This is a genomic window from Nocardia stercoris, from assembly GCF_003696265.1.
In the GTDB taxonomy this organism is placed as follows: domain Bacteria; phylum Actinomycetota; class Actinomycetes; order Mycobacteriales; family Mycobacteriaceae; genus Nocardia; species Nocardia stercoris.
In genome coordinates, this window is record NZ_RFFH01000008.1 from 214,757 (window position 1) to 227,152 (window position 12,396).

Here is a 12,396-nt window from a genome sequence, read left to right on the forward strand (position 1 = left end):
GGCTCGGTGCGTTCGGGTCGGTCATCGCCCAGAGGGCGTCGGCGTAAGCCGGGTCGGGACGGCCGGTCGATCCGGCTCCGGTGGCCGGCCGGCTGTCGGCGCGGTGCGAGTCGGGTAGACGGGCGTGTCGCCATTCTCCGGAATCGGCGAAATCGGCATCCATACCCGTCATTTGTACCTTCCCGTCGTCGGCCCACCGTATACCAGGCGAGCCGACGACGGCAGGGCCGTAGCCCGGTTCAGCAGTTGGACGGCGCAGGCACGCCGCTGATCCGGGATTCGATCCAGGCCAACGCCTCCGGAAATCCGAAAACCGCTGTCGTGAGATGCTCGCCGATCGGGAACTGCAGTGTCGTCACCGGAACACCGGCCGCGCACCAGCGCCCGTCGGTCCGTTCGATCGCGTCCACCGGCAGCAACGGGTCGTTGGGCGAGTGCCATTCGAAGATCGGGATGGCGGGTGTCCCGGGGTACTGGTCGAGGCTGTTCTGGTTCAACACGTCGAGGACCGAGGGGTCGTCGGCGAGCGTCGTGTCGGTGGCGAAATCGGTGACACTGTGCCCGGCGCCCAATGCGAGTAGCTGGCCCACACAGGAATTGGACATCTGCGCCTCGATATCGCGGCCCAGCGCGTTGAGGTGTTCACTGATCGGCAACTCGGTGGGATATTCGCGTTCCAGTCCGATCGCCGCGGCGAACGCGAGACCGAACGCCGGATGCGCGGAGTACCCTATGCCGCTCATCATCTCCACCAGATTCTCGGGTGCGCCGCCGAATGCCGCGCCGGCCAGGTGCAGGTCGGGGGCGTAGCTGGGTTGCAGGGCGGCGGCCCACCCGGTGGTCATGCCGCCGCCGGAATATCCGGCCAGCACCGTGGGCGCGTTCGCGACCCCGAACTGCGGGTCGCGCTGCACGGCACGAATGCCGTCAAGCGTGATCTGCCCGCCCAATTTCGCTGCGCCGTAAGCGAAGGTCGGGCCGAGGTGGTCCGGCAAGGCGATCGTGATGCCGCGGTCCAGCCACAGGTTGAACATCGGCACCTCACGGATGCCGCTGGCCAGGTCTCCCGAGTAGATCGCCTTCGAGACACCGCACTGCGAACCCAGCGAATTGATGAACGCCTGATACGAGATCAGCGGCGATCCGGGTGCGCGCCATGGCGGGGTGAGCACCGTCGTGGTAGCGGCGATCGGATTTCCGTGCGAGTCGGAGGAACGGAACTTGACCAGGGTCACGCCCACCCCGGGCAACGCCGGTATCGGCGGCATGCCCTTGGAGTCGATGACGTCGCCGGGGGCGAAATCGCCGATATCGCCGGGTGCGGCGAAGAAGGGGTCAGGGTCGGCGGCCGCGAAGCACGGTTGCGCGATCGCCGGTTGCGCGGTGTGGAGGGTCAGCGCGAGACCGCCGAGAACACCGGCGATCCCGTACAACCATGCCCGAGTTTTCTTCATGCGAATGGTCTCCCGAATTGCGTTCGGTGTCGGATGTCCCCAGGGATCCAAGCGACCGTCGCCCGATATGTCGCGCGACACGCGCTTTTGTGTCGGCGATATCACCCCCGTGGCCGCGCCGACGCCCTACTGTTCGAAGGGATTTCGGTAGTGTGTAATTTGGCGTGGTTACCGGCCCGGGTGATCGGGCGAATTGTGCTTTTCGGTCTGTTCGTTCTGTTTTCTATCGACTTTTTTCGATGACTCGGGAGGCAGCGGCCATGAGGCGGCACAGGAACCGGATCCGTGGCACGCGTGTCCTGGCGGGAGTGCTGGCGAGCACCTTCGTGTACACCTCGGCCGCCGTGGTCGGCGGGCCCGCGTGCGGCGACCCGATCATCGACAACCAGAGTCTGCTGGCCCAGGTCACGTCCCCCGACGGCTCGAAGATCGACAGCGCCCAGCTGAACAACGGCCGCAACATCCGGCTGTCGGTGTGGTCGGCCGCCATGGGCAAGGACATCACCATCGACGTGCAGCGCCCGGCGGACACGTCGGTCCCGCGCCCGGTGCTGTACCTGCTCAACGGCGCCGGCGGCGGCGAGGACAGCGCGTCCTGGGTGAATCAGACCGATATCGTCAGCGGCTTCCTCGGCGACAAGAACGTCAACGTCGTCCAGCCCATCGGCGGCCGTTGGAGCTACTACACCGACTGGATCAAGGACGACCCGGTCCTGGGCCGCAACAAGTGGAAGACGTTCTTCACCGAGGAACTGCCGCCGGTGATCGACGCCGCGCTCGGCACCAACGGTGTCAACGCCATCGCCGGCCTGTCCACCTCCGGCACCACCGTGCTGGCGCTGCCGATCGCCAAACCGGGCCTGTACAAGGCGGCCGCCGCGTATTCCGGCTGCGCGCAGACCTCCGACCCGATCGGCTCGCGCTTCGTGAAGATGACCGTCGACGTGTGGGGCGGCGGCGATACCGACAACATGTGGGGCCCGGACGGTTCGCAGGGCTGGGTGGACAACGACCCGTACGTGCACGCCGACCAACTGCGCGGCCTGGATCTCTACATCTCCACCGGCACCGGGATTCCCGGGCAGTACGATCAGCTGAACGGTCCGTACACGCTGCCCGGTCCGGGCGGTCTGGCGAACCAGATCATCATCGGCGGTGTCATCGAGGCCGGCGTCGACTACTGCACGCACAACCTGGTGAACAAGCTCAACGACCTGGGTATCCCGGTGACAGCGAACTTCCGGCCCACCGGTACCCATTCGTGGGGCTACTGGCACGACGACTTCATCAGCTCGTGGCCCGTGCTCGCACAGGGTCTCGGTATCTGAGCCCGGCAACGACGCCGGAGGTCCGCCCGTCCCCGGGTTTCCGGGGGCGGGCGGTCTCGGTTACCGGATCGGATGCGGCAGTGGCTCGGTCAGGTGGGACAGGGCCGCCGCCACGACCCGGGACACGGTGCCGATCTCGTCGGTACCCGGCCCGGCCAGGCCGTCCAGGGCGCGCAGCCGGTCGGTGGTGACGATGGAGAACAGCGCCGACACCCAGGCGGCGGCGCAGTCGCGCAGGGTGCCCGGCGCCACCGGGCCGGGTGTGCTGGCCTGCAGTACCCGGGCGGTGACGTCGAGCAGCTGGTCGCGCAGGCGCCGCAGCTGGGCGCGGACGTCCGGGTGGCCGTCGGCCTCCCGCCACAGGATCACCCGCAGCACCGACGACCGCTGGCCGCGCAGGTTCAGCGCGGCGTCCAGGTTCATCAGGCTGGTCGCCGGATCACCCGGGCGGACCACACTGGCGAGATCCGGAAGCGATTGGGCCGGAACCCGTTCGGCGATCAGGGCGGACAGGATCGCGTCCTTGGTGGGGAAGTAGTAGAAGATCAGTCCCTTCGGCACGCCGGCGGCGGCGGCGATGGCCGCCGTCGCCGTCGCATCGAATCCGTTGGCCGCGAACAGTTGTTCGGCGGCGTCGAGGATCAGCGTGCGCGTGGATCGGTGCTGCGGATCGGGCGAACGCATCTAATGTGCCGTGTGCATCCGGCCGGTCATCTGCGGCATCGCGGCCAGTGCGGCCAGCACCGTGATCACGCCGACGATCCAGGACCACCAGGCGGAGCCGGTCAGGTCGTGGTAGTTCATCACCCACGGGGCGATGAACAGCAGCACGCCGAACAGTCCCATCGCATAGTCGAGTTCGGTCATCGCGGGCCGGGCCATCTGCGCCAGGCCGGTCAGGGCGATGAGGGCACCGAGCACGATCATGGTCCACATCGAGCGAGTGCTGTGGTCCAGCCAGCTCGGTGATATCGCGACGAGGATGCCGAGGATTACCGCGAGGGAGTCCGCGGCACGGGTTTCGTTGAACATGTCTCCTCCTTCTGAGCATGCAGAAAACCTCTGACCTCGGTATATGCCTGATCGACCGGTCGGTCGACATCGATTCGGACACGGTTGCGTGGCGATTGCGCTGTGATCGGCGTCACCGTGATATGGCGAGGTTTGCCTTACAGTGATGGGCGTAACGCAACGAAGCGCAGAGACAGAGGAGAAGCCGTGATGACCGGCTCGATCGTGATCGTGGGAGCCGGGTTGGCCGGGCTCAAGACGGCTGAGGAATTGCGGAAGGCGGGCCACACCGGTCGCCTGGTGCTGCTGGGCGACGAGGGCCGGCTGCCCTACGACCGTCCGCCGCTGTCGAAGAAGTTCCTGCTCGGCGAGCTGGACGACACCACGCTGAAGCCGGCGGAGTTCTTCGTGGAGAAGGACATCGAGCTGCGCCTCGAGTCCCCGGCCATCGGCGTCGACACCGCGAACCGGCGGCTGCGGCTCGCCGACGGCGAAGAGCTGGAATACGACGAACTGATCATCGCGACCGGTCTGCGCCCGCGTCGGATTCCGGGGCTGCCCGAGGGTGTGCACGTCCTGCGACAGCACGGCCACGCCACGGAGCTGCGCGGACAGGTCGAAGCCCTGCTCGCGAAGGAGAACGGTTCGGCGGCAACGGCTCTCGTGGTGGGCGCCGGGTTCATCGGGTGCGAGGTGGCGTCCACGCTGCGCGCGCGGGGGCTGTCGGTGGTGCTGGTGGAGCCGCAGGTGACGCCGTTGGCGGCGGCGCTGGGGCCGGAGGTCGGCGCAATGGTCGCCGACCTGCACCGGGAGCAGGGCGTCGACGTGCGCAGCGGCGTCGGCCTGGAATCCCTTGTGGTCAAGGATGATTCGGCCGACGGCACCGAATCCCGCTGGGTGGCGACCCTTTCCGATGGCTCGCAGCTGGCGGCCGACCTGGTCGTGGTCGGCGTCGGCTCCGCTCCGGTCACCGAGTGGCTGGCGGAATCCGGTGTGCCGCTGGCCGACCCGGCCAAGGGCGGCGGTGTGCTGGCGGACGCCGCCGGACGCACCGAGGTGCCCGGCGTGTGGGCCGTCGGCGACGTCGCGGCCTGGGCGCGCCCCGACGCGCACCCGCGCCGCTTCGAACACTGGTCCAGCGCGGGCGAACAGGCCCGGCTGCTGGCCGCGGCCCTGCTCGGCACCGCGGCCCCCGCCCCGGGCGTCCCCTACGTGTGGAGCGACCAGTACGACCTGAAGATCCAGGTCCTGGGCGACCCGTCCGCCGCCGACGAGGTCCAGGTGGTCGACGCCGGCCGCAAATTCCTGGTGCACTACCTGGCCGCCGGCGAACTCGTCGCGGTCGCCGGTGCGGGCCGGGCGGGCGACGTGATGAAGATGCGCGCCAATCTGGCCGGTTAGACCCGATCGGTCCGGGCTCGTGCGCGATCGCACCGAGCCCGGACCGGGTTCACAACTGGCAGGTGCTGTCGGGGCCGGGGGCGGGGCCCGACGATGCGACCAGATTGCAGAGCGCGAAGAACGCGGCTACCGGCGCTTCGATGAAGACGTTCCACAGTACGTTCCCGGCCGCTCCGGAGATCGGCGACGAACTGCTGAGCGTCCCGAGCGGGGTGGCGGCCGGGTTGGTTACCGGGGCAGGGGCGGGGGTGAGCGCGACCGGGGCGGCCGCGGCGGTTCCGGCAGCGCCGGCCAGGGCGGCACTGATCGCGATCGCGCCGATGGTGGCGCGGAAGGGCTTGTACAACACGGGAATCCAATCGCTGGCGGACGCGTTCTGGGCTGCCAGCCTATGGCGAACTGTCCTGTTCGTCAGAGGTTCGAGTGCCCCCGATTTCGGGGGCTTGCGTTTCGCGGGCCTGGCTGCTGGGGCACGCCTGCCGGTCTCGTTTCGTTCGCAGCCCGGTCGCACGAATACAGTTGTCGCTGTGATCGTCGCGCTCATCGACTCCGGACTGGGGATGCTGCCGACCGCCGCGTGGTTGCGCAGGTTGCGGCCGGACCTGGATCTGCTGCTGCAGGCGGACCCGGACGGCGCTCCCTGGGGGCCGAAGCCAACGGAGTGGGTCATCGACCGGGTACTGGACACGGCCCGGCAGGCACTGCGGCTCGGCGCCGAGGTGATCGTGCTGCCGTGCAACACGGCCAGTGTCACCGCGCTCGAACATGTTAGGGCCGAGGTGGGCCCGCAGGTGCCCGTGATCGGGACCGTTCCGGCGATCAAACCGGCGGCGGCGGTGTGCTCGACGGTGGCGGTGTGGGCGACCGCGGCCACCACCGCCAGCAGCTATCAGGCCGATCTGATCGCCCGGTTCGGCGGTGACGCCGACGTGACCGGCGTGGCCTGTCACGGCCTGGCCGACGCCATCGACCGCGGTGATCTCGACGCGGTCGAGGCGGCCATCGCCGCGGCGGTGGCGCAGACCCCGCCGGGAACCGAGGGGGTCGTGCTGGGCTGCACCCACTACCCACTGGTGGTGGACGCCATCGTGGCCGCGCTGCCGCCCGCGGTCCGGCTCTTCGACAGCGCGGAAGCCGTTGCGGCGCAAACCTTGCGGCGGATCGACGCCCTGGGCCGACCGGCCGGCGGATCCGGCACCGTGACCGTGGTCAACAGTGGCCGGCCGGGTGAACTACCCGCCAGCGCGGCCGCCTACGAGTCGGGGCGGCTGCTCGGGCGGGTAGTCGCGCGCGAGGGCTGACGCCTCAGAACTGGATCTTGACCTCGTCGGTGACCGGGTGGGCCTGGCAGCCGAGGATGTAACCGTTGGCGATGTCCTGCTCGTCGAGGATCTCGCAGTGGTCCATCTCGACCTTGCCGGACAGCACCGTGCAGGCGCAGGAGCCGCACTCGCCCTCCTGGCAGGAGTAGGGCACGTCCAGGCCCTTGTCCAGCATGATGTCGACCAGAGTCCGGCTGCGCGGCCAGCTCATGGTGTGCACCTCGCCGTCGAGTTCGACCTCGACGGTGGCCGCGTCGGCGGCCTCCTCCGCGGTGACCTCGACGATCTCGTGCTCGGCGAACGGGTCACCGGACAGCGAGTTGAAGACCTCGGCGTGGATGCGCTCGCGCGGCACCGACAGCTGGGCCAGCGCCGCGTGGACGACGTCCATGAACGGGCCGGGACCACACATGAAGGACTGGTACTCGGTGTAGGGGCCGGCCAGCTCGGCCAGGGCGGCCGCGTCCGGGAAGCCGCCGCGCTCGGACTCCAGCCAGGGCAGGATGGTGAGCCGATCCGGGTGCGCCGCAGTCAGTTCCGCGAGTTCGGTGGCGAAGATGACCGACTCGGGGTCGCGGTTGGCGTAGATCACCACGACCTGGCCGGTGCCGCGGATCAGCGCCGACTTCAGGATCGACATGATCGGCGTGACGCCGCTGCCGGCCGCGAAGAGCAGCAGGTCGGCGTTCAGGTCCTTGGGGGTGAACAGGCCCGAGGGCGGCAGCACCTCGATCCGGTCGCCGGCGTGGACGTTGTCGCACACCCAGTTCGAGGCGTAACCGTCGACGGTCCGTTTCACCGTGACCTTCGGGGCCTCACCGGTGTGCGGCGAGCTGGCCAGCGAGTAGCAGCGGGCCACCGAACCGGTGCGGTCGCTGGGGATGCGCAGGGTGAGGAACTGGCCGGGGAGGTAGCTGAACCGCTCGGCGAGTTCCTCGGGAACGTCGAACACCAGCGAGCACGCGTCCGCCGTCTCGGCGATCACCTGCTGGACGCGCAGCACGGCCGAACGCGAGGTGTGGGGGACGACGGGGTCCACGGTGGTCATGATGTCCTCTCGGGGCCTGGCGGTGGAACAGGTGCGGCACCGACCCTAGCGGGCGGGCCGAGACGGCCGATTCCGGACGTCCTACCAAACTATAACCTGTTCTAGTTTTGTCGCGCGACGCGTCGACCCAGATTTTTACTGTGGGACGATTCACCCAGGTCGGCTCAGCCCGCCGAGTAGTCCGCGGCGGTCAGCTGGGCCTCCAGGCCCGCGATGATCACGTTCATTCCGAAGTCGTAGCCGTACTTCCCGCGCAGGTCGCCCATGTGCGGCATGACCCGCGCCACCGCGTCCGGCCAGGGCAGGTCCTGGGGCGCGGTGTCGCGGGGGTTCACCCGGGCCCGGCCGAACAGATAGGTGTGGATGGTGGCGTAGGCCGAGAGCGCGTTGCGCTCGTCGAACCCGGCGTCGAACAGGATCTCGAGCACCGCCGCGATCAGATCCAGCTGCTTGCTCAGCATCTGTTCGATCAACAGGTCGCCGAGGCCCGGATGCTTGCGCAGCTTCTCGTCGATCTGGTCGACCAGATCACGCAACCGCTGCTGCCACGGGCCCGAATCGGGCGCGGGCGCCCGCACTCCGGTCAGGGCCGCGGTCGCCACCAGATCGAGCAGTTCCCGTTTGTCGGCGACGTAGTAGTAGGGGGCCATGGGCGAGACGCCGAGCTCCCGGGACAGCCGGCGCATCGACAGTTTCGCCACGCCGTCCTCGCGGACCACGCGCAGTGCCGCCTCGACGATCTCCGCCTCGGACAGCGCGTTTCCGCCCCCACTCGACTGCATTCTTGCGACTCCCATGTCACCTCGTGCGTGCCGGTCCGCAGGCCTCGGGTGGCGCTCGCGGCCCCCGTCGTCAGCCGGCACCACACCCTGCTCCGTTGTGCACTGCTCGAATTCCTTCCGCAGTCTAGTGCCCAGTCCCGGCAGCCAGGTGCGAGAACGAGCGCAACCGTGCCGATCGGCGGCGGGCCGGGGATCCGCGAGCGGGACTGTGCTGCCGGGGGATTGCCGAGCGTTACTCGACTTACGGTCGCGAATTGCCGACAGAAACCTGTCACGAAGTTTGCGAGACCATTGCCGCCGAATTTTCGCAGCGTTCACAGCCCGTCGTCGGGCGGTCGCGCAGGGCGGCCGGACTTTTCGCGGCGAAATCCCCGCGGTTTTTCCGACACGCACGGCTGCGGCGCCGATCACCCCCTAACATTCCTGGAATGCGCCATGGTCGATTGCCGGACGGGTTCGGGGTGCGAATCGATCCGCGGGTGCGTGCTTACTCGGGTGGTCGAATCCTCGTCGGTGGCTCGCCGGCCAGGTTGCTGCGACTGGCCCCGGAGGCGGCCGCCCTGATCGGAGACGGCTACCTCGAGGTCACCGACCCCACCTCAGCCTCGGTCGCCCGGAGATTGCTGGACTCCGGCGTGGCCAATCCGCGTCCGCGCCTGCTGCCCGCGCCCGAGGACGTCACCGTGGTCGTGCCCTATCGCGACGACCACGACGGCCTGGTCCGGCTGCTCGCCGGCCTGCGCGGGCACAGTGTGGTCGTCGTCGACGACGGCTCGTCCCGCCCGGTCCGGCTGCCCGCCGACCGCGGCCGCTGCCGGGTCACCGTGCTGCGCCACGACCGCGCGCTCGGCCCGGCCGCCGCCCGCGACAGTGGACTGCGCGCGGCCACTACCGAATTCGTGGCGCTGCTCGATCCGGCCGTGGTGCCGCGAGCCGGCTGGCTCGAGGTGATGCTCGGGCACTTCAGCGACCCCGAGGTGGCACTGGTCGCCCCGCGGATCGTGGCGCACGAGGCCTACACCACCGTGCTGGGCCGCTACGAGCACACGCGGTCCGAGCTGGACCGGGGGCGGCGCGAGGCCGAGGTCTCCGCCGGTGGCGCGGTGCCACGCGTGCCCGACACCGCGCTGCTGGTGCGGCGCCGGGCCCTGCTGGCCGCCGGCGGATTCACCGGCACCCGGCCGGTCACAGCCGACAGCGACCCGGCCGCCGACCTGTGCGCCCGCCTGGAACGCGATGGTTGGCGACTGCGCTACGAGCCCGCGGCCCGGGTCACCTGTGACCATCCGGTCTCGTTCGGAAAGTGGTTCGCGCGCAAGGTGAATCACGGTGCCGCCGAGGCGCCGCAGGCCCGCCGGACCGTGGCCGGCCCGCAGCAGCCGCCTGCCCCGGCCTGGGCGGCGGTGGCCGCGATCATGCTGTCCAGCCTCACCAGGTGGGGGCTGCTGGGTGGTGTGGTCACGATCGCCGCCGCGGTACTCCGATTGCGCCGGGCCTTCATCGAACTCGACAACCCGGCCGAGATGGCCGCCCTGTGCGCCGGCCGCGCGCTCACCGCCGCGCTGTGGCGCCTCGCCTCGGCGGTGTGCCGAAACTATTGGCCGTTGACGGTTCTGGCGATGCTGGTGTCGCGGCGGGTGCGCCGGATCGCGGTGACCATGGCGGTGGCCGACGGGATCGCCGACTGGTACACCCACCGCGACACCGGCGGACTCGACCCGGTCCGCTACGTGGTGTGCAAGCGCCTGGACGATCTGGCGTACGGCACCGGCGTGTGGTGGGCGTCGCTACTGAGCATGCTGGCCGCCCGCGCGGCCCGCCGGGGCCGGCCCGAGCCCGCCCCTACGCCCCCGCCGGCACCTCGGCGGGCGGCGGTACTCACCTGCGTCTGACCCGGTCCCGATCGACCTCCGCGCCGCACCGGCCACTGCCGGTGCGGCGCGGTGTTTTTCGCCTGCCGTACGGCATCCCGGACGAAGGACGCACTCGGACAGTCGAATTGGCGGACAGCCGCCCCCGGCACAGCCGGCGCCGAATGTGTGCGGCACCACCCCGTGACCGGTGCACGATACGGGTGTGACCTGACGGACAAAGCACCCAAGTCGCCCATGCGCGCCGAAACCCGCCGGTAGAGTTGTGCCCAGCGAAAGAAAGGCAAATGATCAGCAATCATGCGGGTGGAAGCTCGCCGCAACCGGGCGCGGAGTCAGGGTCGCAGCTCGGAGCGCTCGAAGCTTATGCCACGCAGGCGCACGGATACCTGGGTGTCGGCGGCGACCAGCTGAATCAGTTACCCGGCCTGTTACGGCCGCTGGTCCTCGAATCCTGGTTACGCAGTGTGCGCGGTGGTGTCGACCCCCTCGACGTGGTCGACAGCCGGGGCCTGCGCGGCGCCGACCTCGAGCGCTACCGGGCAGCGCACCCGATCGCGGCCGTGATGCCGTTGGTCGACAAACTGCTGCTGCAGGACGCCGCCAGCACCGGACTCATCGTGGTGGTGGCCGACCAGTTCGGCCGGGTGCTGTCGGTACACGGCAACCCGGACCGGGTGGCGACCGCCGCCGAGATGGGCCTGCGCGAGGGCGACGACCTCAGCGAGCGCCGGGTCGGCACCAACGCCATCGGCCTGGTGGTGCGCACCGGGCGCGCGGCGTGGATCCACGGTCCCGAACACTTCCTGCACCGGATGCACCAGCTGACCGGTGCCGCGGCCCCGGTGCACGACCAGGACGGCCGGTTGATCGGCGTGCTGATGATCGCCGGCGGCGTCCGGGTGGCGCGGCCCGAGATCCTCGCCCTGGTGAAGGCGGCCGCGACCGCCGCCGAGATGGACCTGGTGCTGGCCGCGGTCCGGGCCGGCTACACCGGCGACCGCACCCAGGAGGTGGGCCGGCCCGAACCCGAATCCGGCTCCCAGCTGCGGCTGGGACTGGACGTGCTCGGGCTGGGGCAGTCGCATCTGAGCGTGAACGGTGAACGGGTGCAGGTCTCGCAGCGGCACGCCGAGATCCTGCTGTTGCTCGCCGAGCACCCCGAGGGGCTGTCGGCGGATCACCTGGCCCTGCTGCTCGACGACGCCGATCTGGACAACGCCACGATCCGGGCCGCCATGTCGCGGCTGCGCGCGGTGGTGGGCTCGGCGGCCATCGGATCGCGGCCCTACCGCTTGACCGTGCATCTGGCGACCGACATCGAGGCGCTGCGCGCAGCACTGGATTCCGGGGACGTCGACTCGGCGGTCCGGCACTACACGGGCCCGGTGCTGCCGCGCTCGACCGCGCCCGGAGTCATAGACATTCGGGATGAGTTGCGCGTCCGGTTGCGCACCGCTGTGTTGCGTTCTCGTGACGCCGGGGTCCTCGGGCGGTGGACCTCGGGTGCCGAAGGGCGCGACGACGCGGCCGCTTGGGCGGCCTACCGGGACACCGTGGACCGCGATTCGCCGCTGTATTCGCAGATCGAGGCGAAAATCCGGGTGCTGGACCGGCGACTCGGGGCGGATGCAACGCAAATGCAACGTTTCGCGCCCTAGAGTCCGGCTCTGAAAGTGTGGTGGCTCACACTGGTCGGTCAAACTGTGACACCGTGCACATTTTCGTCCGGCCCGGGCCACCGCCGGACGATCGTTCGGTTTTTTTGAGGGATCAGCTTCCTCTTTATCTGTCGATCGCCTAGTGTTCGCGATGCACGGGAGTGATGTACAGATCACAAACGTGACGCAGGGAACATGGTCACGGGGCAGCGTGGCCACAGAGTTGGAGGATTTGAAGCTGTTCGTCATCGTCGCCGCAGCCGGCCGCGTTCGCGCCCCGGCCCGCTCGGCACTCTCCGCGCAGGCGCGCTAACCGCCGTCCACAGTCGCGCAATTTCGATTCGATCTCGCATTCCCCGGTGAATCCGGGCATCGGCCGACAGTGCCGGTGGCGCGCTGATTCGCCGTACCCACATCCCGTGGTACGCCCGGCCGATGCATCTCCGGTGGTGCGAAGGCTTGCTTTGTGCTGCCCGGAAAGCGATGGGTAGCAGTTTATTTCGTCGTAGGAGGCTCCG

The 12,396-nt window shown here is 69.4% G+C and carries 11 protein-coding genes; 5 read left to right on the forward strand and 6 right to left on the reverse strand.

Annotated features, from left to right (window positions below; genetic code table 11):
* Positions 1–239 precede the first annotated feature (239 nt).
* Positions 240–1,454, reverse strand: a complete 1,215-nt coding sequence (locus EBN03_RS20270) for a lipase family protein (RefSeq protein ID WP_122189628.1) — start codon at positions 1,452–1,454, stop codon at positions 240–242.
* Between the two features lie 260 nt (positions 1,455–1,714).
* Here EBN03_RS20270 and EBN03_RS20275 point away from each other — a divergent pair, with 260 nt between their 5' ends.
* Positions 1,715–2,782, forward strand: a complete 1,068-nt coding sequence (locus tag EBN03_RS20275) for an alpha/beta hydrolase (RefSeq protein WP_122189629.1) — start codon at positions 1,715–1,717, stop codon at positions 2,780–2,782.
* A gap of 60 nt (positions 2,783–2,842) precedes the next feature.
* Here EBN03_RS20275 and EBN03_RS20280 read toward each other — a convergent pair whose 3' ends face one another.
* Positions 2,843–3,466, reverse strand: coding sequence for a TetR/AcrR family transcriptional regulator (locus EBN03_RS20280; protein WP_122189630.1), 624 nt, complete (start codon positions 3,464–3,466; stop codon positions 2,843–2,845).
* Positions 3,467–3,814 (reverse strand): SPW repeat protein, encoded by a 348-nt coding sequence (locus tag EBN03_RS20285; RefSeq protein ID WP_122189631.1) that lies wholly within the window; start codon positions 3,812–3,814, stop codon positions 3,467–3,469. It lies immediately after the preceding gene.
* A gap of 189 nt (positions 3,815–4,003) precedes the next feature.
* Here EBN03_RS20285 and EBN03_RS20290 point away from each other — a divergent pair, with 189 nt between their 5' ends.
* Positions 4,004–5,194: an NAD(P)/FAD-dependent oxidoreductase gene (locus EBN03_RS20290; protein ID WP_122189632.1), complete on the forward strand. Its 1,191-nt coding sequence runs from the start codon at positions 4,004–4,006 to the stop codon at positions 5,192–5,194.
* Between the two features lie 49 nt (positions 5,195–5,243).
* Here the strand turns inward: EBN03_RS20290 and EBN03_RS20295 are convergent, their stop codons facing one another.
* On the reverse strand, positions 5,244–5,543 hold the full coding sequence (locus tag EBN03_RS20295) for a hypothetical protein (protein ID WP_122189633.1): 300 nt from the start codon (positions 5,541–5,543) through the stop codon (positions 5,244–5,246).
* Positions 5,544–5,721: 178 nt separating this feature from the next.
* On the opposite strand from EBN03_RS20295, the gene EBN03_RS20300 reads away from it, so the two are divergent.
* On the forward strand, positions 5,722–6,495 hold the full coding sequence (locus tag EBN03_RS20300; RefSeq protein WP_122189634.1) for a glutamate racemase: 774 nt from the start codon (positions 5,722–5,724) through the stop codon (positions 6,493–6,495).
* Between the two features lie 4 nt (positions 6,496–6,499).
* On the opposite strand, the gene EBN03_RS20305 is transcribed toward EBN03_RS20300, so the two are convergent.
* Positions 6,500–7,564, reverse strand: coding sequence for a ferredoxin--NADP reductase (locus EBN03_RS20305; RefSeq protein WP_122189635.1), 1,065 nt, complete (start codon positions 7,562–7,564; stop codon positions 6,500–6,502).
* Between the two features lie 164 nt (positions 7,565–7,728).
* Positions 7,729–8,346, reverse strand: a complete 618-nt coding sequence (gene mftR2 / locus EBN03_RS20310) for a mycofactocin system transcriptional regulator MftR2 (RefSeq protein WP_122189636.1) — start codon at positions 8,344–8,346, stop codon at positions 7,729–7,731.
* Between the two features lie 428 nt (positions 8,347–8,774).
* On the opposite strand from mftR2, the gene mftF reads away from it, so the two are divergent.
* Together mftF and EBN03_RS20320 are read left to right on the forward strand one after the other, a co-directional pair.
* Positions 8,775–10,238: a mycofactocin biosynthesis glycosyltransferase MftF gene (gene mftF, locus EBN03_RS20315; RefSeq protein WP_122189637.1), complete on the forward strand. Its 1,464-nt coding sequence runs from the start codon at positions 8,775–8,777 to the stop codon at positions 10,236–10,238.
* 266 nt (positions 10,239–10,504) lie between these two features.
* Positions 10,505–11,878 carry a GAF domain-containing protein gene (locus tag EBN03_RS20320; RefSeq protein WP_122189638.1) on the forward strand — a complete coding sequence of 458 codons (1,374 nt, stop codon included), beginning with the start codon at positions 10,505–10,507 and terminating at the stop codon, positions 11,876–11,878.
* Positions 11,879–12,396 lie beyond the last annotated feature (518 nt).

Bases quoted from the DNA above. Each gene is read 5' to 3' on its own strand.
- EBN03_RS20270 (WP_122189628.1), bottom strand. From the start codon at position 1,454: ATGAAGAAAACTCGGGCATGGTTGTACGGGATCGCCGGTGTTCTCGGC.
- EBN03_RS20275 (WP_122189629.1), top strand. From the start codon at position 1,715: ATGAGGCGGCACAGGAACCGGATCCGTGGCACGCGTGTCCTGGCGGGA.
- EBN03_RS20280 (WP_122189630.1), bottom strand. From the start codon at position 3,466: ATGCGTTCGCCCGATCCGCAGCACCGATCCACGCGCACGCTGATCCTC.
- EBN03_RS20285 (WP_122189631.1), bottom strand. From the start codon at position 3,814: ATGTTCAACGAAACCCGTGCCGCGGACTCCCTCGCGGTAATCCTCGGC.
- EBN03_RS20290 (WP_122189632.1), top strand. From the start codon at position 4,004: ATGACCGGCTCGATCGTGATCGTGGGAGCCGGGTTGGCCGGGCTCAAG.
- EBN03_RS20305 (WP_122189635.1), bottom strand. From the start codon at position 7,564: ATGACCACCGTGGACCCCGTCGTCCCCCACACCTCGCGTTCGGCCGTG.
- mftR2 (WP_122189636.1), bottom strand. From the start codon at position 8,346: ATGCAGTCGAGTGGGGGCGGAAACGCGCTGTCCGAGGCGGAGATCGTC.
- mftF (WP_122189637.1), top strand. From the start codon at position 8,775: ATGCGCCATGGTCGATTGCCGGACGGGTTCGGGGTGCGAATCGATCCG.
- EBN03_RS20320 (WP_122189638.1), top strand. From the start codon at position 10,505: ATGATCAGCAATCATGCGGGTGGAAGCTCGCCGCAACCGGGCGCGGAG.